This window comes from Cellulomonas sp. C5510, from assembly GCF_019797765.1.
In the GTDB taxonomy this organism is placed as follows: Bacteria; Actinomycetota; Actinomycetes; order Actinomycetales; family Cellulomonadaceae; genus Cellulomonas.
Genome location: NZ_CP081862.1, coordinates 1,662,211 through 1,683,132 on the forward strand (window position 1 = coordinate 1,662,211; position 20,922 = coordinate 1,683,132).

The following is a 20,922-nucleotide window of genomic DNA, read 5'->3' on the forward strand; positions in this document are numbered from 1 at the left end:
TCGGCGAGGGGCCCGCAGGTCCTCCGGTCCCAGGCGGAGGCGACCGAGCCCGTGTCGCCGTCGACCACCGCGACCGCCGGGTGCTCGCGGATGGTGTCTCCGGCCGGGAGAGCGGGCCCGTTCCGCGGCGCGAGGACGTCAGACGCCCGTGTGCCGCGCCGCGCCGGCCTCGCCCCGCCACGCCGCCCACCGCTCGTCGAGCGCCGGGTCGTGCGTGTGGGCGCGCAGGTCGCGCGCGACGGCGCCGGGGCCGGCGAGCTCCAGCACGGTGACGCCGTCCGCCGGCTCCGCCTGCAGCGGCTCCGCGGGCCGCAGCCCGACGACGGCGACCGTGTCGAGCACGCGCGCGTCACCCCGCGTCACCAGGTCGGACCACGGATCGCCGAGCACGACGTCGTCCACGAGCACCGGCGCGCCCTCCTGCGTGACCCGGGTCGCCGACCGCACGAACCCGCCGGCCTCGCCGGTCCGCCCGAGCACGAGCGCCTCGCGCCACGCGGCGACCGCGCCGGCCGCGAGCATCACGTCCGTCCGCCGCTCCACGTGCGCCCCGGTGGCGACGACGAACGGCGGCGCGTCCCACACGAGCGTCCCGCCCGCGCCGACCCGCGCGCCGACCGACCAGGAGGACGGCACCCCGGACGCGTCGTAGGCGACGGTGCCCGTCACCTCCTCGATCTCCAGCCACGCACCGGGCCCGACGACCACGTCGATCGTGACGTGGTCGCCCGCCAGCAGCAGGGCGCGGTTGGCGACGAGGGCGACGTGCGCCCCGCGGTCGTCGGAGCGGAGCACCCGCGCCGCCAGGGCGCCGGTCGCGGTCCGGCACGTGGCGCGCACGCCGTGCGGGTCGGCGTGCACCTCGACGACGGTGCGCGCACCTGCGCCCGGCAGGCCGGTCACCGCCGGCCCGCCGGGCGGCGGGCGTCAGTGGGCATGCGGCTCGTCGCCGTGCTCGTGGGTGTGCTCCTCGCCGTCGGCGTGGAAGTGCGGCGCCATCGGGCCCGGGTCCTGCGGGACGTGCTGCCCGGCCCGGTGCGAGGCGAGCACGGTGCGGACCCACCCCGTCAGATGCGCGATGGACGCGGGGTCCTCCCGGGACAGGCCGAGCACCGGCATGCCGTCGCGGGCGCGCTCGGCGTCCGCGATCATCTGCGGCACGTCGACGCCGACGTAGGGGGACAGGTCGGTCTTGTTCACGACGAGCAGGTCGGCGCGGCCGATGCCGGGGCCGCCCTTGCGGGCCACGTCGCCGCCGCCCGCCACGTCGAGCACGAAGATCTGCGCGTCGACCAGGGCGGGGGAGAACGTCGCGGTGAGGTTGTCGCCGCCGGACTCGACCAGGACGACGTCGAGCGGGCCGAAGTCGGCCTCGAGGTCCTCGACGGCGATGAGGTTCGCGGTGATGTCGTCGCGGATCGCGGTGTGGGGGCACGCGCCGGTCTCGACGGCGCGGATCCGCTCCGGGTCGAGCACGCCGGCGGAGCGCAGGAACCGGGCGTCCTCGTCGGTGTAGATGTCGTTGGTGATGACACCGAGCTGGAGGTCGGCGGACAGGTGCCGGCAGAGCAGGCCGATGAGCGAGCTCTTGCCGGTCCCGACGGGGCCGGCCACGCCGAGGCGCAGCGCGCGGGTCGCGGCGGGGGCGGCGACGCCGGGGGTGGCGGTGGTGGTCTCAGGCACTGAACAACCTCTCGTCGGTCCGGGCGTGGGTCTCGGCCCACTGCTCGATCAGGGGGGCGCCGCTCGCGGGGATGCGCGCGGCGTCGGTCAGGTCGCGGACCTCCGCGACCAGGGTCTCGATGTCGTCCCGGGCGTCGACGACCCAGCGGATCGTCTCGACGGGGTCGAGCGGGGCGAGCTTGAGGGTCGCGGCCGCGACGGTCTGCGCGTCGTCGTAGGCGACGAGCCGGGCGGTCTGCGCGCCGGACAGCCCGGCGCAGGCGGCCGTGACGCCCACGACCAGGGGACGCGGCGGGTGCCCGGCCGAGGGGGAGCGGTCCGCCGTCCGCCGGAGCGCGACCGCGGCGGACAGCGCGCCCACCCCGGGGTGCTCGGGCCACAGACCCGTGAGCAGCCGCTGCTGCCCCCGCCCGAGCCGCACCGAGCTGTCGCGGAGCGCCCGGCTCGGGGTGCGCGCCTCCCAGTGCCGCCACACGGCGACCAGCCCGGCGGCGGCCGCCCCGTCCGGGTGCGCCGCGACGTGCCGGGCGACGACGGCGACCCCGGCCTCGACCCGGACGACGGTCCGGAGCCGGGCGGTGAGGAACGCCGGGACCTGGTCGGGGCGCAGCCCGCCCCGCAGCGCCGGCTCCAGCGAGCCGGACTGGGTGTGCGCGCCGGTGGGCAGGCGCGCGTCGGCCAGCAGCGCGAGCATCAGCTCGCCGCCGCCGCCGTGCGCGCCTGCCGCCGCCATCGTGCTCAGAACAGCTGGTACAGCTGCGCCAGCGGCAGCCGCTCGGCCGGTGCGGGCTCGACGAGGTCGCCGTCCACCGTGATGGCGAAGGTCTCGGGGTCGATGTGGAGCGCGGGCAGGTAGTCGTTGTGCACCATCTGCGCCTTGCCCACCCCGCGGGTGTCGGCGACGGGGAGCAGCGTCCGGGACAGGCCGAGCCGGTCCGCGAGCCCGTCGGCGAGCGCGGCGGGGGACACGAAGGACGCCGACGCGCGGGCCGCGACCGCGTCGCCGAGCGCCGGGCGCAGGAGGACCGGCTGGGGCGACGGGATCGAGGCGTTCGGGTCGCCGAGGGCCCCGCGCACGAGCACGCCGCCCTTGAGCACGACCTCCGGGCGCACCCCGAAGAACGCCGGCCGCCAGAGCACCAGGTCGGCCATCTTCCCGACCTCGACCGACCCGACGTGCGCGTCGATGCCGTGCGCGACGGCCGGGTTGATCGTGTACTTCGCGACGTAGCGCCGGGCGCGCCAGTTGTCGGCGCGCTCCGAACCGGCGGGTCCGCCGGTGAGCCGGCCCCGCCGGGCCTTCATGACGTGCGCGACCTGCCAGGTGCGGGTGACGACCTCGCCGATCCGGCCCATCGCCTGCGCGTCGGAGGAGGTGATGGACATCGCGCCGAGGTCGTGCAGCACGTCCTCGGCGGCGATCGTCGTGGCGCGGATCCGGGACTCGGCGAACGCGAGGTCCTCGGGGACCTGCGGGTTGAGGTGGTGGCAGACCATGAGCATGTCGAGGTGCTCCGCGACGGTGTTGACCGTGTGGGGGAGCGTCGGGTTCGTGGACCCGGGGACGACGTTCGGGTGCGACACGACCGTGAGGATGTCCGGCGCGTGCCCGCCGCCGGCGCCCTCGGCGTGGAACGCGTGGATCGACCGTCCGGCGATCGCGTCGAGGGTCGACTGCACGTAGCCGGCCTCGTTGAGGCTGTCGGAGTGCAGGGCGACCTGCAGGCCCCACTCCTCGGCGGCCCGCAGCGCGGCGTCGATCGCGGCGGGCGTCGACCCCCAGTCCTCGTGCACCTTGTACCCGGCCGCCCCGGCGAGCGCCTGCTCGGCGAGGGCCGCGTCGCTCACGGTGTTGCCCTTGGCGAGCAGCAGCACGTTGACGGGCAGCGCGTCGAGGCTGCGGTGGATCTGCTCGAGGTGCCACGCGCCGGGGGTCACGGTGGTGGCCTTCGTGCCCTCGCTCGGGCCCGTCCCGCCGCCGACCAGCGTGGTCAGTCCGGTGGCGAGCGCCTCGTGGACCTGCGACGGGGAGATGAGGTGCACGTGGGAGTCGATGCCGCCGGCGGTGAGGATGCGGCCCTCGCCGCTGATGACGTCGGTGCTCGGGCCGATGCGCAGGGCGGGGTGGACGCCGTCCGCGATGTCGGGGTTGCCCGCGCGCCCGATCGCCACGATGCGGCCGTCGCGGATGCCGACGTCGGCCTTGACGACGCCCCACCAGTCGAGCACCAGCGCGTTGGTGACGACCGTGTCCGGCGCGCCCTCGGCCCGGGTCGTCGTGCCCTGGGCCATGGACTCGCGGATCGACTTGCCGCCGCCGAACACCGCCTCGTCGCCGCCGACGGTCAGGTCCTGCTCGACCTCGATCCACAGGTCGGTGTCGCCCAGGCGCACCTGGTCGCCCACGGTCGGCCCGTACAGGGCCGCGTACCGCTCGCGGGAGATCTCAGCCATCGAGGCGTCCCCCGTCCGCCTTGCCGCGCTGCAGGCCGGGGACGCGGCGGGCGCCGCGCAGGGCGACCGCCTCCACCCGGCGCGAGGCGCCGGGCTCGAACCGCTGCGAGGTGCCGGACGGCACGTCGAGCCGGAACCCGTGCGCGGCCGCGCGGTCGAAGGCGAGCGCGGGGTTGGCGTCGGGCAGGTGCAGGTGGGAGCCGATCTGCACGGGACGGTCGCCGGTGTTCTCGATGACGAGGCTGAGACGCTCGTGCGGGGCCCGGTCGGCGTTGAGCGTGATCGGCCCGGCGTCGGGGTCGACCCGGACGGCGCCGGGGCCGGAGCGTGAGGGGGCGGCCAAGGTGGGGTCTCCGTCCGTCAGGCGATCGGGTGGTGGAGGGTGACGAGCTTGCGCCCGTCGGGGAACGTGGCCTCGACCTGCACGTCGGTCAGCATCTCCGCGACGCCCTCCATGACGTCGTCGCGGCCGAGGACCTCGCGGCCGGCCACCATGAGCTCCTCGACGCCGGCGCCCTCCCGGGCCCGCTCGATCACCCAGGTGGTCAGCAGCGCCACCGTCTCGGGGTGGTTGAGCCGGACGCCGCGGTCCCGCCGGTCGCGCGCCACCATCCCCGCCACGGCGAGGAGCAGCTTCTCGGTGTCGGCCGGTGTCAGGTGCACAGCGCCTCCGTGGTTCACGGGTGGGACGAGGCCCGTGCGGGGCTCGTGTTGGATACAATACGCGGATTGGATCCATCGTGGTGGCCGGGCCTGCTCCCCGGGCCTGTCGGGGCAGGCTCGACGGGCGCGCCGGACGTCGCGACGGGCACCACGACGACCGCCAGGAGGCGACGGATGAGCACCACGACGACGAGGCCCGGCGACGGCTCGGCCCTGGTCGACGACCTCGCCGCGCGGATCCGCGACCAGATCCTGTCCGGCGAGATCCCCCTGGGGAAGCCGTTGCGCCAGGCGGACCTCGCCGAGAAGTTCGGCATCAGCCGCACCCCGGTCCGGGAGGCGCTGCGCCAGCTGCAGACCAGCGGGCTCATCGAGATCCACCCGCACCGCGGGGCCGTGGTCCGGGTGCCGGTGCCGTGGGAGGTCCGCGAGACGTACGAGGTCCGGGCGGCGCTCGAGGCGCTGGCGGCGCGGCGTGCGGCGACGCGGCTGTCGGCGCGCACGATCGCCCGGATGCGCGAGGCGAACGACTCCCTGTACGCGCTCGCCGTGGCCGCCGCCGAGGGCGCCACGCCGCTGCGCGGGCAGGACGTGCTGGACACCGCCAACGACTACGCGCTCCACTCCACCATCCACGAGGCCGCCATGAACGCGCGCCTGCAGCACCTGCTGAACGACATCCACCTGTCGTACCCGCGCAACGTCCCGGCGATGCTGCTCCGGGAGAACGCCCAGCACCGCGAGGGGAACTACCGCGAGCACGTGGCGATCCTCGACGCCCTGGAGGCGGAGGACGGGGAGCTCGCCGCGCGCCTCATGCGCCAGCACGTGATCAGCACGGGGGACCAGGTCGCCCGCTGGTACGAGCAGCACGCGGGCTCGTTGCCGCGGGCGTGACCGGCGGGGCGTAGGATTGGATCCAATCTGCGGGCGCCTCTGACGCGCTCGCGCCCGTCCCCTTGGAGCGCGCGTGTTCTCAACCCGGTCCGCCGGCACCCGGTCGGCCGGGTTCTGGGTGGTCGTCCTGGCCGCCACCGCCAACTACACGGTGCTGTCGGCCTCCGCGCCGCTGCTCAGCCGCGCGGTGCCCGACGTGCTGGGCGGGGACGAGGCGCTGGCCGGCACGCTCGTCTCGATCACCGGGCTCACGGGGGCGGCCTGCATGACGCTCGTCGGGATCGCCACGAGCCGGTACGGGCCGCGTGCCGTGACCCTCGTCAGCGCGGCGGTGGCGGTGCTGGGCGTCGGCGCCCTGGTCGCCCTGTTCACCGTCCCGGGCGTCGTCGCCGGGCGCGTCGTGTACGGGATCGGCAACGCCGGCATCACCGTGGCCACCACGGCCTGGGTGTCGGTGACCGCGCCGGCAGGCACGCGGGGCCGCGCGCTCGGCTACTACGGCATCAGCGTGTGGGTCGGCCTGGCGCTCGGCCCCGTGCTGGGCGAGAACCTCTACGCCGCGTCCGGCAACGCCGCCACGTGGGCCGGCCTGCTGGCGGTGCAGGGCGTCGCGCTGGTCGCAGCCGCGTCCGTCGCCGCACCCCCGCGCCCCGCACCACCCGCCCCGCCCGTCCCGCTCCGGGTCGCCGCGTCCGCCGCGTCCGCCGCGTCCGCCGTGCCCGCCGTGCCCGCCGCGTCCGCCGCGTCCGCCGTGCCCGCCGTGCCCGCCGCGACCGGTCCCGGCCGGGCTCGCGCGGTCGTCGCCGTCGTGCGGGCGCCGGCGCTGGTGGCGTTGTGCGCCTGGGGCGCCCAGGGCGTGTTCACGACGTTCCTCGTGCAGCACCTGCAGTCGCGCGGGGTCCCCGCCGCGGGTGTCCTGGGCGCGTCCAGCATCTTCCTCGTCTTCGCCGCCGCCGTCGTCGCCGCGCGGTTCGCGCTCGGGTCGCTGCCGGACCGGCTCGGTCCCGTGACGACGACCCGGGGTGCGCTGGTCGCGGTGGCGGCCGGGCTCGCCGGCATGGCGGTCGCAGACTCGTTCTGGACGGCGGCCGCGGCCGCGGTGCTGCTCGGCGTCGGGTACGCGCCGCTCTACCCGTCGCTCACGCTGCTGAGCACGGCGGCCCTGCCGGATCCGCTGCGTCCCCCGGCGATCGGGGTGTTCTCCGCCGCCACGTCGCTCGGCATGGCGGCCGGGGCGTTCGGCGGCGGTGTGCTGATCGCCGCAGCGGGTTCCGTGACGGCGCTGGCGTGCGGGGCCGTCCTCCAGCTGCTCGTGCTCCCGGCGGTGCGTGCGCCCCGGCTGCCCGCGGGCGCGGGCGCGGGTGCGCGTCCCGTCCCGGCGGTCGACGCCCGCTGACCCGCCGCGGTCCAGCGGCCGCCAGCCGGGCGTCGCACACGCGCAGGAGACCCCCGACGACCGGCCTGTCGTCGGGGGTCCTGCGCGTGCTCACGGGGCGGTGCGCCCCGGCGCGTCTCAGCGCGTGCGCTCGGGCTGCGGCTCCCGGACCGCGGCGGCCAGGGCGCGGGCGTTGCGCTCGACGCAGCGGTCGAACTCCGCCCTGCCGTGCGCGGCGTTCGCCTCGGCGACGTCGTTGCCCCACACCCCGGAGTCGCTGACCTGGTCCATGCGGTAGTCCCAGAACGAGTCGACGTCGCGGTGCGAGACCGCGCGGTCCATGCGCACCAGGTCGGGCCGCAGGTGGAGCATCACGGACGTCTCGAAGAAGTTGGCGTGCATGAGGCCGCGCCCGTGCTGGACGTGCCCGTCGACCTCCGGGCCGGGGTACATCGTCACGTAGCCCACGGAGCGGGCACGGACGTCGTCGTACCGGGTGCGCAGCTTCTCGATCGAGACGTCGAGCGCGCCGTTGTTCCAGATGTGCCCGGACATGAAGACGAACTGGCGCACGCCCGACCGGTACAGCGAGTCGGTGAGGTCCTCCATGACGGCGACCAGGGTCTCCGGCCGGTAGGTCAGCGTCCCGGGGAAGTCGCCGTGCGACGCGGACACGCCGACGGCGACGGGCGGCACCACGGGGATGCCGGTGATCGCCGAGACGGCGTGCGCCACCGCGAGGTCGATCTCGGTGTCCACGTTCAGCGGCAGGTGCGGGCCGTGCTGCTCGATGGCGCCGATCGGGATGATCACCGCGCGGAGCCGGGCGACGAGGTCGGGGACCGACGGCCAGTCGAGCTCCTCCCACAGCACGGGGGAGCCGGTGCCGCCGAGCTCGGCGGCGAGCGCGGGGATGTCCAGGCCTGTGGGGGGGAGCGTCGTCATGCGGGGTCCTTCCGGGGTGGTGCGAGGCGCGCGGTGCGCGTGTGGCGGTAGGGGAGCAGGGCGGTGGCCGGGACGGCCTCGACCGTGCCGTGCCGCGCCACCCACACGGTGGCGTCGGGGCAGTGGTCGGCGAGGATCTCGGCGCACACGCCGCAGGGCTCGATGAGGTAGTCCTCGCCGTCGGGGCGGCGCAGGACGGCGACCAGGGTGCGCACGGGGTCGCCGGTGGCGGCCGCGGCGGACAGCACCCCGGACTCGGCGCAGACCGACGCGCGGCCCTGGCTGGCCTCGACGTGCAGGCCGGTCACGACCGTGCCGGAGGCGAGCCGGGCGGCAGCGGCGACCTCGTGCCGGCGCTCGGCGTAGCGGCGGGACAGGAGCGCCCCGGCGACGTCGAGCAGCTCCTGGTCGTGCACGGGCATCGCGCGGCCGGCGGCGGCGACGCCGGGGCGGTCGGGCGCCGTCACGCCCAGCCCATGATCCGGGCCATGGTGCCGCCCTCGATCAGGGCGCGGTCGGCCTCGTCCGGGACGGCCTTGGCGATCTTGAAGCGCTCGAGGTCGAAGTCGCTGCCGGGCCACTCGGAGCCCATGACGATCTTCCCAGCGCCGAGGCGCGCGTAGGCGCGCTTCACGTCGGACATCAGCGTCGCCGAGGTCTCGAGGTAGATGTTGGGCCGGCGCTCGGCCACGATGATCGCCTCGGGGACGTTCCAGACGGCCCCCATGTGGGCGATGATCGTCGGCACCGTCGGGTGGTCCTTGGCGATCTCCTCGATGGCGAGCGGCGCGCAGAACGCGTCGTCGAGCGCGTTGATCAGCACCGGGATGCCCAGCTCCGCGCAGACCTCGAACACCGGGTCGAGCAGGCCGTGGTCGGCCACGTGGTAGCCGTGCATGCTCGGGTGCAGCTTGAGGCCCACCAGGCCGGCGTCGACGAACCGGCGGACCTGGTCCACGGCGTCGTCGTCCTGCGGCATGACCTGGCCGAACCCGAACAGGCGGTCCGGGTGCTTCGCGACCAGGCCCACGAGGAAGTCGTTCTCGATCCGCTGCGCCAGCGAGCAGACCATCGCCTTGTCCACCCCGGCCGCGTCCATGCGGTCGATGATCCGCTGCGAGTCGAACGGGGTGTACGGCGGCGCGGGCTGCCCCGGGCGCGCCCCGGTCAGGTAGTCGCTGCGCCCGCGGACGTCCTGGGTGGTGTTGTAGGCGTCGATGATCATCTGGTGCGGCCTCCGGGGCGTCGAGCTGGTCGTGCAGCGGTCGTGTTGGATCCAATCTAGCGCACGCCGGACCGGCGGTGTGCCGCCTGACTCCTCCGGCCCCGGAGCGGGCTCCGCGTCGCTACAGCCGCGTGATCAGCGGAGATCTCGCGGAGGGGGCGACCAGGCGCGTCACATTCCGGAAACACGCCGGACGTGTCAGGGATACATCGGTGAGTAGATTGGATCCACATTGACCTCGCGTCGGTGTCCCTCGTCCCCCTCTCCTCGTAGGAGCAGCCATGGCCAGGAAGTCCCTCGCCGCCATCTCCCTGGCGGTCGCGGCAGGCGTCGCGCTCACCGCCTGCTCGTCCGGCGGTGCGTCCCAGGGCGGCGGCTCGTCGTCCGCCCCCGCGACCAGCGCGATCAACACCGTGCTCTGGTACGCGCCGTCGAACTTCGACCCGGCGACCGCCTCGAGCTCGCCGGACCTGACCGCAGCCCGGCTCGGCTTCGACACGCTGCTGCGCAAGGGCGACGACGGCGCCTACCTCGGTGGCCTCGCGACCGACTGGGAGGCCGCCTCGGCGTCCTCGTACACGTTCACGGTCCGCGACGACGCCACGTGCGCCGACGGCACGCCGATCACCGCCCAGGTCGTCGCGGACTCCCTGGAGAACCTCGCGGCGTCCGAGGGCACCAACACCCGCTCGCTCGCGTTCGGCGACGGCGACCCGACCTTCACCGTCGACGACGCGGCGGGCACCGTCGCGATCGAGCTGAGCCAGCCGTACTCCCAGCTGCTCGGCGGGATGACGCTCGAGGGCACGGGCATCATCTGCCCCGCCGGGCTCGCCGACCCCGAGGGGCTGGCCGCCGGCCAGGTCGAGGGCGCGTTCTCCGGCCCGTACACGCTCACCGGCTACTCCGCGGGCGTGAGCGCGACCTACACGCTGCGGGACGACTACGACGCGTGGCCCGACTGGGAGGGCGTCGAGGGCACCCCGGCGACCACCATCAACATCACGGTCGAGTCCGACTCCAACACCAGCGCCAACCTGCTGGAGTCCGGCGGCCTGGACGTCGCGCGGTTCTACGACTCCAACGCGACGCGGTTCACCGAGAACGACGCGTTCGGCTACGTGACGGACAACAGCACCGCCAACACGCTGCTGTTCAACGAGGACCCGACCTCGGTGTTCGCGGACGACCAGGAGCTGCGCGCCGCCGTGGCGCAGGCGGTCTCCGCCGAGGCGTTCAACGCCGCCGCGCTCGACGGGCTCGGCAACCTCATGACGTCGGTGACCGACTCCGGCTTCGCGAACGTCCTGGACGACGAGTCGCTGCTGCAGCCGTACGACCCCGAGGCCGCCGCCGAGGTGCTGACGGGCACGACCATCCGCCTGCTCACGATGACCAACTGGGAGCCGGCGGTCGACTACGTCACCGAGGCGCTCTCGGCGGCCGGCGCCACCGTGCAGGTCGAGTCCCTGGACGCCTCGGAGTGGGCGGCCAAGCTGCGCACCGAGCCGACCACCTGGGACCTGACGATCCGGGGCGAGACCAACTCGTCGGGCCTCGTGCACCAGGCGCTCGTGACCAAGATCGGCCCGTCCTTCACCGAGGGCGGCACCAACTACACGAGCTCGGACAACCCCGAGGGTGAGGCGTACCTCGCCGCCGCGCTGTCCAGCGCCGACCCGGACGAGCAGAGCGAGAACTTCCTCGCCGCGCAGGAGACGCTGCTCGAGCGCGTGGACATGGCGCCGCTGGCGACCAGCACGCACTACATCGTCACGCGCGAGGGCTTCGCCGCCCACACCTTCTCCGGCTACTGGGACGTCTCCGCGCTGCGGATCACCTCCTGACCCCACCGCCCCCGGCCGGTCGACCCGGCCGGCCGGGGGCCGCCCGCGCCCGACCGTCCTGCCGAGGAGCAGCCGCATGACCACCACGCTCACCCCGGGCAGCCCGAGCAGCCCGGACAGCCCGGCGGGCCCCGCCACGGGGGACGCCCCCGCGGCCGCCACCTCCGGCGGCCACCGGGCGGGCTCGCGCGGCGCGCTCTGGCGCCGGTTCCTGGTCCGGCGCGGAGCGGGCGCCGCCGTCAACGTCGTCCTGCTGGTGGTGCTGACGTTCTTCATCGTGCAGCTCATCCCGGGCGACCCGGCGACGGCGATCGCCGGCGAGAACGCCACGCTCGAGCAGGTGGAGCTGGTGCGCGAACGGCTGGGGCTCGACGAGCCGCTGCCCGTGCAGCTCGGCCGGTACGTCGGCGGGGTGGTCCAGGGCGACTTCGGCGACTCGTTCCGCTACGGGCTGCCCGCGCTGCACATCGTGACGACCGCCCTGCCGTACACCCTGTCGATCGCGGCGGCCGCGGTGCTGCTGGTCCTGCTGGTCGGCACGACGGCCGGGATCGTCGTGGGCATCGCGACCCGCGGTGACCGGAACCGGTGGCTCGACCGCGTGTTCAACGTCGTCACCGGCTTCATGCAGGCCATCCCGGCCTACCTGCAGGCCACGCTGCTCGTCCTGGTGTTCGCGGTGTGGCTGGCCGTGCTGCCCCCGGCGTACACGCTGGCCTACGGCCCGGTGGAGTCCGCGGTGCTGCCCGTGCTCGCGCTGTCGATCGGCGGCGTGTCGTCCGTCGCGCGCATCGTGCGCCGCGAGACGGCCGTCGCCCAGGAGATGGACTTCATGCGCACCGTCCGCGGCTGGCGCCTGCCCGCCGGGCGCGCCTACGCCAAGCACCTGCTGCCGAACCTGCTGACCACGACGCTGACGCTCTCCGGGATCATCCTGACCTCGATGCTCGGCTCCGCGCTCATCGTGGAGACCGTGTTCGCCTGGCCGGGCCTGGGCAGCACCGTCATCCAGGCGATCGCCGTCGACAAGGACTACCCGGTGATCCAGGCCGCCGTGTTCGTGATCGGCACGGTCTCCATCCTCATCACGCTGCTGATCGACGTCGTCCTGGGCCTGGTCGACCCGCGCACCCTCGGAGGCTCGCATGACTGACACGGTGGTGGCGGCACCCCCCGCCGTGACCGCGGCGCCTGACCGCGGCCGGCGGTTCGCCTGGAACGGCACCCTGGTCGTCGGCCTGGTCATGGCGGCCGTCGTGGCCGTGGTGGCCGTGGTCGCCCCGTTCCTGCTCACCGAGAAGGCGACCGCCCTGAGCGCGGACGCCGGCGTCGGCAGCGTGCCGGGGCACCTGCTCGGCACGGACTCGCTCGGCCGCGACATGCTGGCGCGCACCCTCGTGGCCACCCGGCAGACGGTGCTGATGGCCCTGGCGGCCACCGTGATCGCCGGGGTCGCGGGCATCGCGATCGGCGTGGGCGTGTGGCTCGCCCCGCGCCGCGTCCGCGAGCTCGGCCTGCGCGCCATCGAGTTCGCGGTGTCCTACCCGACCCTGCTGGTCGCGATCATGATCGCCGCGATCCTCGGCCAGAGCGTCACGACCGTCGTCATCGCGATCGGTGTCGCGAACATCGCCGGGTTCGCCCGCCTCACCGCGAACCTCGCCGCGGGCCTCTCCCAGCGCGAGTTCGTCACGACCGCCCGGCTCGTCGGCGTCCCGCCGCACCGGCTCGCCACCCGGCACATCCTGCCGAACATGGCCGAGCCCATGCTCATCCTGCTCACGCAGACCCTGGCGGGCGCCCTGGTCGAGATCTCGGGCCTGTCGTTCGTCGGCCTGGGCTCGCAGAACCCGTCGTTCGACTTCGGGACCCTGCTCCAGGACGCGCTCGGCCGGCTCGGGACCAACCCGGTGCTGGTGGTCGGTCCGGCCGCCGCGCTGTTCTTCACCTCGCTCGCCGCGCTGTTCGTCGGCGACGGGCTCGCCGCCGCGGCCAACCCCCGGTCCATCGGCACCCGCGCCCGGCTGGAGCGGGTCCCCGCCGGCCCGTCGGACGCACCGCAGGCCCCGGCGACGGCCGTGCTGACCGCGAGCAACATCACGGTCACGCACGCCCGCACCGGGCGGGAGCTGGTGCGCGACGTGTCGTTCCACATCGACCGCGGCGAGATCCTCGGCATCGTCGGGGAGTCCGGGTCGGGCAAGTCGCTGACCGCCTCGGTCGTGTCGGGGCTCGTGTCCGAGGGGCTGACCGCCACCGCGTCCCGGCTGCGGCTCGGGGACACCGACCTGACCGGGAAGGTGTCGCCGACCGAGCTCGCGACCCGGATCGGGCTCGTCTACCAGGACCCGGGCACCGCGCTGAACCCGGCGCTCACCCTCGGGTCCCAGTTCTCCGACGTGCTCACGACCCACCGGGGCCTGTCCCGCCGGGCGGCGCGGGCCCGCGTGGCCGCCGGGTTCCGCAGCGTGCTGCTCCCGGACCCGGAGGGGCGGCTGCGGCAGTTCCCGCACGAGCTGTCCGGCGGGATGAAGCAGCGGGCGATGATCTCCTCCGCCATGAGCGTCGAGCCGGACCTGCTGGTCGCGGACGAGCCGACCACCGCGCTCGACGTGACCGTCCAGCGGGAGGTGCTGTCGATCATCAAGCGGATGAACACGGAGTCCGGCACCGCCGTCCTGTTCATCTCGCACGACATCGGCGTGGTCCGGCGGCTGTGCGACCGGGTGCTCGTCATGAAGGACGGCCGCGTCGTGGAGGAGATCACCTCGCCGGACCGCCTCACCGTCGACTCGGTGACGCACCCGTACACCAAGCAGCTGCTGGCGGCCACGCCGTCGGTCGTCGCGGGACCGCCCGCGGACGCGAAGGAGGTCGGCCCGTGAGCGACACGATCGTCAACGTCGAGGGGCTGGACGTGCGGTTCGGCACGGCGCACGTCCTGAAGGGCGTGTCCCTCTCGCTCGACCGCGGCCGGACCGTCGGGGTGGTCGGGGAGTCCGGCTCCGGCAAGTCGACGCTCGCGAAGACGATGGTCGGCGTCAACCGGCCGTCCGCCGGCCAGGTGTGGGTCGACGGCATCGACGTCGCGACGGCGAGCCGGCGGGAGCTCGTCGCGTACCGGCGGCGGGTGCAGATGATCCCGCAGGACCCGTTCTCGTCGCTGTCCCCCCGGCAGACCATCGGGCAGACCCTGGCCGAGGCGGTCGACCCCGCTCGCGCGCGCGTCTCCCGGCACCGCGACCTCATCGCGCACTGGCTGGAGCGCGTGGGCCTGCCGGCCGACGTCATGCACCGCTACCCCCACGAGTTCTCCGGCGGCCAGCGCCAGCGCATCGCGATCGCCCGCGGGCTGGTCGTCGAGCCGGCGCTCGTGATCGCCGACGAGATCACCTCGGCGCTCGACGTGTCGGTGCAGGCGCAGATCCTCGACCTGCTCGCGGAGATCAAGGCGCAGCTCGGGGTGACGATGATGTTCATCTCGCACAACCTCGCGGTCGTGCAGCGCGTGAGCGACGAGGTGGTCGTGCTGTACGGCGGCGTCGTCGTCGAGCAGGGCCCGGCCGCCGACGTGTTCCAGCGGCCGCAGCACTGGTACACCCGCGCGCTGCTCGCGGCGGACCCGGGGTCCCCGGCGTTCACGCTCGACGCCGTCCGCGGCCCGGCCGCCGCCGAGGTGCTGGCGTGACGGCCCGGCTCCCGGTCACCCCGCACGGGACCGGCCGCACCCGTGTCGTGGGCGCCACGGTGCTCGACGGGACGCTCGCCCCACCGCGCCCCGACGCGGAGGTGGAGGTCGTCGACGGGCGGATCGGGTACGTCGGGCCGCGGCGCACCGCCGAGCAGGTCCGGGCGGCCGGCGCCTCCGGTGCCCGGGTCGTCGACGCCACCGGCTACCACCTCACTCCCGGGTTCGTCGACCTGCACGTCCACGCGTGCATGCCGAACGACGCCGGTCCGGAGCAGATCGCCCAGTGGTTCCCCGAGGAGGAGGCGTTCGCCACCGCCCGGTCGCTGCGGCAGACGCTCGAGGCGGGGGTGACGACGGCGCGCGACCTGAGCGGCCTGACGCCCGGCTTCCGCAACGCCGTCGCGGCGGGACACATCGACGGACCCCGGCTGCACCTCGCCGTCGCGCTGCTGTCGCCCACCGGCGGGCACGGTGACCCGGCGGCGCCGAACGGCGCGCTGCCCGTCTACGCGCAGCGCGCCACCACGCCGGGCTGGCGCGTGGTGGACACCGCGGACGAGGTGCTGCGCACGGTCCGGCGGCTCGACCGGACCGGCGCGGACGTGATCAAGGTCTGCACGTCCGGCGGCCTGAGCTCGAACGGCGACGACCCGGGCGAGCTCGGCGTCCCGCAGGAGCACGTGGCGCTGATCGTCGCGGAGATGCGGCGGCGCCGGAACCAGCCGGTCACGGCGCACGCGCAGAGCGAGCAGGGCATCCGCGAGGCCGTGCGCGGCGGCGCGGCCAGCATCGAGCACGGCTACGGCCTCACCGACGACCTGATCGAGGAGATGCTCGAGCGCGGGACCGTGCTCGTGCCGACCCTGGCGGTGCTCCACCGGATCCCGGAGCCCGGCACCGTCCCGCAGGAGAAGATCGACCGCAAGCTCTGGTGGCGGGACACGGGCACCCGGGCGATCGCGCGGGCCGTCGAGGCCGGCGTCACCATCGGGACCGGCACCGACGCGGGCATCGTGCCGCACGGCCGGAACCTCGCCGAGCTCGGGCACCTGGTGGACCTGGGCATGTCACCGCTGCGGGCGGTCCACGCGGGCACGCTGGTCGGCGCGCGCACGATGGGCCTCGACGAGCACCTGGGGTCGGTCGAGACCGGCAAGCTGGCGGACCTGGTCCTGACGCGGGTCGACCCGCTCGCCGACGTCCACGCGCTCGCCGCCCCCGGCGCGGTGCGTGCCGTGTGGCAGTCCGGCCGGGTCGTGACGGACCTGGACGGGATCGCCGCGGGCTGACCCCCGGCCGGTCAGGCGCCGGCGCGGCGGAACAGCAGCTGCGGCCGCCCGTCGCCGGCGCGCACCGGCGCCGCGTCGACGCGCAGCACCGCCGTGAGCGCGTCCGAGGACAGGACGTCCGCCGGTGCGCCCTGCGCCACCACCCGGCCGGCGTCCAGGAGCACGAGCCGGTCGGCGTACCGCGCGGCGAGGTTGAGGTCGTGCAGCACCACGACGGTGGTCAGCCCCAGGTCGCGCACCAGGTGCAGCACCTCGTGCTGGTAGTGCACGTCGAGGTGGTTCGTCGGCTCGTCGAGCAGCAGGCGCGGTGCCCCCTGGGCCAGCGCGCGGGCGATGAGCACCCGCTGGCGCTCACCGCCGGACAGCTCCGTCACGGGCCGCCGCGCGAGGTGGGCCGCACCGACGCGGTGCAGGGCCGCGAGGGCTGCGGCGTGGTCGTCGTGCCCGCCCCGTCCGGCGCCGGCCGTGCGGGGCGTGCGGGGCGTGCGGGCCGGGTGCCGGCCGAGCAGCACCGTCTGCGCGGCGGTCTGCGGCAGGTCGCCGGGGTCCTCCTGCACGACGACCGCGAGCCGCCGTGCGATCTCGGCCCGGCGCAGCCGGCGCAGGTCGTCGCCGCCCACGCGCACCGTCCCGGCGTCGGGCGTGACCGCGCGGTACAGGGTGCGCAGCAGCGTGGTCTTGCCGCTCCCGTTCGGGCCGACGAGCGCCACGACCTCGCCGGGGGCCACGGTCAGGTCGACACCCCGCAGCACGGGATCGCGCCCCCACGCGTGGTGCACGCCGACGGCCTCGATCACGGTGCGAACGCCTCGGCGATCCGCTCGAGCCCGTCCACCACGAGCGGGGAGGGCGGCTCGGTGAAGTTGAACAGCTGGGTGAGCACCGCGCCCTCGCGCAGCGCGCGCAGCCCCTCGGCGCCGGGCAGCCGGGCGACCTCGTCCTCGAGCCCGTCCAGGTCACCCTGGCCGAGCAGCACGAGCACGTCGGGGTCCCGGTCGACGAGCTCCTCCACGCTGACCTCCACCACGCGGTCGGGGACGGCGGCGAACACGTTCGTGAACCCCGCGGCCTCCATCTGGGGGGTGGCCATCGACGCGGCGCCGTAGGCGTACAGCGGCCCTCCGCCCGGCGTCGGGTAGAGCACGGCGGCGGTCCGCCCCGGGGCCCCCGCCACCTCCGCCTCGACGGCGGCCACGCGCTGCTCGAGAGCGGCGACCAGGTCGTCCGCCTCGTCCGCGCGGTCGAACACGGCGCCGTACTCGCGGATCTGCGCGTCGAGCGTCGCGAACGTCGTGGGCCGGACGCCGCCCGCGCAGAACGTCGGCTGCTCCAGCACCCGGGCGCCCGCGTCGGCGAGACCCGCGCGGGTGGTGCCGTCCGGCAGGCCGAGCACCAGGTCGGGCTGCTGGGCGATCACCACCTCCTGGGACAGCACCACGTGCCCGGTGGTGTCGAGGTCGTCGGACAGCGCCGGGATCTGCGCGATCCTGGCCGCCAGGTCGGGGGAGTAGTAGCCGTCGGCGAAGCTGCCCGCCCGGGCGACCACACGGTCCAGGACCCCGAGCCCGTCGAGGATCGTCACGGGTGCCGTCTCGAGCAGCACGACCCGCTCCGGCGGACCGTCGAAGGTGACGGTCTCGCCGCAGTTCTCGACCGTGACGGGGAACCCGGGGGCCGACGGGGGAGCCGCCGCGGGGCCCGGCGCGGCCGCGCACCCGGCCAGGGCGAGCGCGGCTGCGAGGCTGCCGGGAACGGCTGCGGCGGGCAGGCGGACGTGCATGGCGGGACCCTCCCGGGGTCAGGCGGCGGGCGCGTGCAGGCGCCGCACCAGGACGAGCAGGAACGGGGCGCCCACGACGGCCGTGATGACGCCGATCGGCATCTCCCGCGGGGCGAGGACGGTACGGGCGAGGACGTCCGCCCAGACGAGCAGGACGGCGCCCGCCAGTGCGGCGACCGGCAGCATGCGCCGGTGCACCGCGCCGACGAGCCGGCGCGCCAGGTGCGGGACGACGAGGCCGACGAACCCGATCGCCCCGGAGGCGGCCACCACCACGCCGGTGGTCAGCGACGCCACCGCGAGCACCTGCAGGCGGACGCGCCCGGGCTCCAGCCCGAGCGCCAGCGCGGTCGCGTCGCCCGCGGCCATGAGGTCGAGCCGGCGGCCCCAGGCGACGAGCAGCACCACCGCGCCCACCACGACGAGCACCGCCAGCGCCAGCAGCCCGTCCCGCCGCGCGAGGGACAGGGACCCGAGCTGCCAGAACATCACCGAGCGCGACCCCTCCGCCGAGTCGGACAGGAAGATCAGCACGCTGGTCGCGGCCGACAGGGCGTAGCCGACGGCGACCCCGGCCAGCAGCAGGCGCAGCGTGGTGACCCGGCCACCGGCGCGGGCGACGGCGACCACCAGCACCGAGGCGGCGAAGGCCCCCGCGAAGGCGGCGACCGGGAGCGCCGCGGCGCCCAGACCCGCGCCGAGCCCGAACAGGATGGTCGCCGCGGCGCCCGTCGACGCCCCGCCCGACAGGCCGAGCACGTACGGGTCCGCGAGCAGGTTCCGCACCACGGCCTGCAGGGCCGCCCCCGCGACCGCGAGCCCGGCACCCGCCGCCGCCCCGAGCACCACCCGGGGCAGCCGGACGTCCCACACGATGGTGGCGTCGGACGCGGACCAGGCACCCGTGCCGCCGCCGGTCAGGTGCGCCCGGAGCACGCCGAGCACCGTCGCCGGCTCGACCGCGACCGGGCCCGTGCAGCACGCCACCACCAGCGTCACCCCGAGCGCGACGGCCAGCGCGCCGGTCCACGCCGCGGCGCGACGGCGGTGCGCGCGCTCGCCGAGGGGGTCGTCGCCCGTCACGCCCTGCGGGGTCGGCCCAGGAGTGGTCGGCTCGGGGGTGGTCGGCGCGTGCGTGGCGGGCTCGTGCGCGGCGGCCTCGGGCGTGGCGGGCTCGGGCGTGGCGGGCTCGTGCGGTGCGGGCCCCTGCCCGGCCGGCTCGTGCTCGGTCGCGGCGGCGCGGGGCGTGCGCATCGGCTCCTCTCCGCCACGGCCGGACGGCGAGGCGTTCTGCAACCTAGTCGCAGCAGATGACGCGCACGTTACGGCCGCCCCGGGCGTGCCACCATGCCGGGGTGACCTCCGCCGCACCCGTCCCGCACGCCGCCCTGCACGCCGCCGGCGCGGAGGCGTCGGTGTCCCGGGCGCTCGACCGGCTCCGCGCGGACGGCGAGCGCCTCACCGCCCCGCGCCGCGCCGTGCTCCACGTCCTCGCCGCGCACCACGAGCACCTGGCGGCGGACGCGGTGGCGGACGAGCTCGCCGCCGCCGGCGTCCACCGCACCACGGTGTACCGCACGCTCGACCTCCTCGTGCGGGCCGGCGTGGTCACGACCCGCCCCCTCCCGGCCGGCGCGACCGGCTACCACCTCGACGTCGCTCCCGACGGCCACGGCCACCTGCACGCGCACTGCCGGTCCTGCGGCGAGGTCGTCGCGATCCCGGCGGACGCCCTCGACGCGGCCGTCGACGCCGTCGTGCGCGCCACCGGCTTCCGCCTCGCGCCCCGCGTCACCGACCTCGCGGGCGTGTGCGCGGGCTGCGCCCCCGGGGACTGACGGACAAAGCGGAACCCCCGCCACCGCGGGGGTGACGGGGGTTCCGGTCGTGCGGGTCAGGCGCTACGGGAGCAGCCGTGACACCTGACGATCACACGTCGTAGTACAGCTCGAACTCCCCCCGCATGATGGGCTACTGACGGCAGTTCACTGATAGTGCCGCTGACGTGCGAGAACGATGTCTGCGAGTGATGGTCGCTTGTGGCAGCGAACGGACCTCTTGCGGACTTCTTGCGGACTTGGGAGAGAGGTGGACGGCCAGGGACTACCGCAGACGAAGGGCGCTCCTGACTTCGTCCGCCCCCACGCCCAGCGCTGAGGCCACGGAATCGAGTGTGGTCCTCGACGGCAGCCGACGACAACCCTGGCTCTCCCAGCGCTTGAGCGTGGCGGCGGAGAGGTGCGCCGCTTGAGCGACCTCGTCGACGCTCAGGCCCGCCACGAGTCGGAGCCATCGCAAGCTCGGCCCCCCTTCGGGCGCGCGAAGCAGAGTGGTCACCGGCACTCCGAGAGCACGCGCCACCGCGTGCAGCAGGCGCGGACTTCGCGGCCGGGCCTCGCCGCGCTCCCACATCGAGACACGTTCCCCGCCCGCGACCCCGACCTCGCGTGCCAGCTCGTGCTGCGTGAGGCCTGCGCGGACACGTGCGGCGCGAAGCGCCGCGCCGTCAATCGCGGGTGCGTTCTCCATGGCGAAACAACCCTAGAGCCGTGTGCCAACCGGCCCCGCGCCGCGTCGCTCGGCGGCGTGTACCGGACGACGGTCTGCGTCGACTAGAGGTGAGCACCCGACGGGCGTGGTGTGCCTTCGGTGGTCAACGACGGTACGACGTCGCTGGGCGTCTCCGGCCACGCCAGCTACTAGGAGGGAGCGGACCAATGGAAGACGTACGCCTCACCATGGCTGAGGTCTCGGCCGCCTACAAGATCCCCGTTGCGACCCTGCGCTACTGGCGCGCACGCGGGGAAGGTCCGCGGTCGTTCCGGCTCGGCCGACGCGTGTTCTACCGCAAGCAGGACTGTGATGCGTGGGTCGACGCGGCCTACGTCCGCCAGTCGGTCGGCGGGGTCGCGTAACTACTGCCCGTGCCGACGTTCCGTCCACACCCCGCTTGCTCGGGGAGTGAGACCGCGCGCGCTGACGTTTACCATGTTCGCTTCTCGTCCATCAAACGCGACGACTACATCTCCGCTGGTCCGAGGGCTGTCGGTCGCACGGCGTGTCCAGCGAGCGC

The 20,922-nt window shown here is 75.2% G+C and carries 22 protein-coding genes; 9 read left to right on the top strand and 13 right to left on the bottom strand.

All coding sequences use genetic code 11. The features are described from left to right. Nucleotides 1-138: 138 nt before the first annotated feature. Genes K5O09_RS07795 through K5O09_RS07820 form a run of 6 tightly spaced genes read right to left on the bottom strand, consistent with a single transcriptional unit; the run spans nucleotide 139 to nucleotide 4,800 of the window. Entirely contained in the window at nucleotides 139-903 is a 765-nt protein-coding gene (locus tag K5O09_RS07795; protein ID WP_222172197.1) for an urease accessory protein UreD, read from the bottom strand. A 24-nt stretch (nucleotides 904-927) separates the two neighbouring features. Continuing rightward, nucleotides 928-1,683: an urease accessory protein UreG gene (ureG, locus tag K5O09_RS07800; RefSeq protein ID WP_222172198.1), complete on the bottom strand. Its 756-nt coding sequence runs from the start codon at nucleotides 1,681-1,683 to the stop codon at nucleotides 928-930. After that, complete coding sequence (locus K5O09_RS07805) at nucleotides 1,676-2,416, bottom strand: urease accessory protein UreF (RefSeq protein ID WP_255596198.1); 741 nt, start codon at nucleotides 2,414-2,416, stop codon at nucleotides 1,676-1,678. Before K5O09_RS07805 ends, ureG begins: the two co-directional genes overlap by 8 nt. A gap of 5 nt (nucleotides 2,417-2,421) precedes the next feature. Next, complete coding sequence (locus K5O09_RS07810; protein WP_222172199.1) at nucleotides 2,422-4,137, bottom strand: urease subunit alpha; 1,716 nt, start codon at nucleotides 4,135-4,137, stop codon at nucleotides 2,422-2,424. Next, nucleotides 4,130-4,480: an urease subunit beta gene (ureB, locus tag K5O09_RS07815; RefSeq protein ID WP_222172200.1), complete on the bottom strand. Its 351-nt coding sequence runs from the start codon at nucleotides 4,478-4,480 to the stop codon at nucleotides 4,130-4,132. The genes K5O09_RS07810 and ureB overlap by 8 nt, the downstream gene beginning before the upstream one ends. Before the next feature lie 17 nt (nucleotides 4,481-4,497). Beyond that, entirely contained in the window at nucleotides 4,498-4,800 is a 303-nt protein-coding gene (locus tag K5O09_RS07820) for an urease subunit gamma (RefSeq protein ID WP_222172201.1), read from the bottom strand. Between the two features lie 174 nt (nucleotides 4,801-4,974). Between K5O09_RS07820 and K5O09_RS07825 the strand changes: the two genes are divergently transcribed. Then, on the top strand, nucleotides 4,975-5,697 hold the full coding sequence (locus K5O09_RS07825) for a GntR family transcriptional regulator (RefSeq protein ID WP_222172202.1): 723 nt from the start codon (nucleotides 4,975-4,977) through the stop codon (nucleotides 5,695-5,697). A 73-nt stretch (nucleotides 5,698-5,770) separates the two neighbouring features. Continuing rightward, complete coding sequence (locus K5O09_RS07830) at nucleotides 5,771-7,093, top strand: MFS transporter (protein ID WP_222172203.1); 1,323 nt, start codon at nucleotides 5,771-5,773, stop codon at nucleotides 7,091-7,093. 117 nt (nucleotides 7,094-7,210) lie between these two features. On the opposite strand, the gene K5O09_RS07835 is transcribed toward K5O09_RS07830, so the two are convergent. The 3 genes from K5O09_RS07835 to K5O09_RS07845 are packed head-to-tail and all read right to left on the bottom strand — an operon-like array spanning nucleotide 7,211 to nucleotide 9,242. Beyond that, nucleotides 7,211-8,017, bottom strand: coding sequence for a creatininase family protein (locus tag K5O09_RS07835; RefSeq protein ID WP_222172204.1), 807 nt, complete (start codon nucleotides 8,015-8,017; stop codon nucleotides 7,211-7,213). Further along, complete coding sequence (locus tag K5O09_RS07840) at nucleotides 8,014-8,484, bottom strand: hypothetical protein (RefSeq protein WP_222172205.1); 471 nt, start codon at nucleotides 8,482-8,484, stop codon at nucleotides 8,014-8,016. The genes K5O09_RS07835 and K5O09_RS07840 overlap by 4 nt, the downstream gene beginning before the upstream one ends. Then, on the bottom strand, nucleotides 8,481-9,242 hold the full coding sequence (locus tag K5O09_RS07845; RefSeq protein WP_222172206.1) for an amidohydrolase family protein: 762 nt from the start codon (nucleotides 9,240-9,242) through the stop codon (nucleotides 8,481-8,483). Before K5O09_RS07845 ends, K5O09_RS07840 begins: the two co-directional genes overlap by 4 nt. Before the next feature lie 281 nt (nucleotides 9,243-9,523). Between K5O09_RS07845 and K5O09_RS07850 the strand changes: the two genes are divergently transcribed. The 5 genes from K5O09_RS07850 (at nucleotide 9,524) to K5O09_RS07870 (ending at nucleotide 16,069) form a co-directional block, all read left to right on the top strand. Continuing rightward, a complete protein-coding gene (locus K5O09_RS07850; RefSeq protein ID WP_222172207.1) occupies nucleotides 9,524-11,089 on the top strand; it encodes an ABC transporter substrate-binding protein in 1,566 nt (521 codons plus the stop codon). A 76-nt stretch (nucleotides 11,090-11,165) separates the two neighbouring features. Then, complete coding sequence (locus tag K5O09_RS07855) at nucleotides 11,166-12,242, top strand: ABC transporter permease (RefSeq protein WP_222172208.1); 1,077 nt, start codon at nucleotides 11,166-11,168, stop codon at nucleotides 12,240-12,242. Then, on the top strand, nucleotides 12,235-13,974 hold the full coding sequence (locus K5O09_RS07860) for a dipeptide/oligopeptide/nickel ABC transporter permease/ATP-binding protein (RefSeq protein WP_222172209.1): 1,740 nt from the start codon (nucleotides 12,235-12,237) through the stop codon (nucleotides 13,972-13,974). Before K5O09_RS07855 ends, K5O09_RS07860 begins: the two co-directional genes overlap by 8 nt. Continuing rightward, nucleotides 13,971-14,777, top strand: a complete 807-nt coding sequence (locus K5O09_RS07865) for an ATP-binding cassette domain-containing protein (protein ID WP_222172210.1) — start codon at nucleotides 13,971-13,973, stop codon at nucleotides 14,775-14,777. Before K5O09_RS07860 ends, K5O09_RS07865 begins: the two co-directional genes overlap by 4 nt. After that, the gene (locus K5O09_RS07870) at nucleotides 14,774-16,069 is read left to right on the top strand and encodes an amidohydrolase family protein (protein ID WP_222172211.1); all 1,296 of its coding nucleotides are present in this window, start codon (nucleotides 14,774-14,776) and stop codon (nucleotides 16,067-16,069) included. Before K5O09_RS07865 ends, K5O09_RS07870 begins: the two co-directional genes overlap by 4 nt. An 11-nt stretch (nucleotides 16,070-16,080) precedes the next feature. Here K5O09_RS07870 and K5O09_RS07875 read toward each other — a convergent pair whose 3' ends face one another. From K5O09_RS07875 to K5O09_RS07885, 3 genes are read right to left on the bottom strand one after another with little or no spacing between them, the layout of a single operon-like run. After that, entirely contained in the window at nucleotides 16,081-16,866 is a 786-nt protein-coding gene (locus tag K5O09_RS07875) for an ABC transporter ATP-binding protein (protein ID WP_222172212.1), read from the bottom strand. Next, nucleotides 16,863-17,849 (bottom strand): ABC transporter substrate-binding protein, encoded by a 987-nt coding sequence (locus tag K5O09_RS07880; RefSeq protein WP_222172213.1) that lies wholly within the window; start codon nucleotides 17,847-17,849, stop codon nucleotides 16,863-16,865. Before K5O09_RS07880 ends, K5O09_RS07875 begins: the two co-directional genes overlap by 4 nt. 18 nt (nucleotides 17,850-17,867) lie before the next feature. Continuing rightward, complete coding sequence (locus K5O09_RS07885) at nucleotides 17,868-19,103, bottom strand: iron ABC transporter permease (protein ID WP_222172214.1); 1,236 nt, start codon at nucleotides 19,101-19,103, stop codon at nucleotides 17,868-17,870. Between the two features lie 101 nt (nucleotides 19,104-19,204). On the opposite strand from K5O09_RS07885, the gene K5O09_RS07890 reads away from it, so the two are divergent. Continuing rightward, complete coding sequence (locus K5O09_RS07890; RefSeq protein ID WP_222172215.1) at nucleotides 19,205-19,687, top strand: Fur family transcriptional regulator; 483 nt, start codon at nucleotides 19,205-19,207, stop codon at nucleotides 19,685-19,687. Between the two features lie 265 nt (nucleotides 19,688-19,952). Here the strand turns inward: K5O09_RS07890 and K5O09_RS07895 are convergent, their stop codons facing one another. Continuing rightward, complete coding sequence (locus tag K5O09_RS07895; protein ID WP_222172216.1) at nucleotides 19,953-20,378, bottom strand: helix-turn-helix transcriptional regulator; 426 nt, start codon at nucleotides 20,376-20,378, stop codon at nucleotides 19,953-19,955. A 209-nt stretch (nucleotides 20,379-20,587) separates the two neighbouring features. Here K5O09_RS07895 and K5O09_RS07900 point away from each other — a divergent pair, with 209 nt between their 5' ends. Then, nucleotides 20,588-20,764 carry an AlpA family transcriptional regulator gene (locus tag K5O09_RS07900; RefSeq protein ID WP_255596201.1) on the top strand — a complete coding sequence of 59 codons (177 nt, stop codon included), beginning with the start codon at nucleotides 20,588-20,590 and terminating at the stop codon, nucleotides 20,762-20,764. Nucleotides 20,765-20,922: the final 158 nt, after the last annotated feature.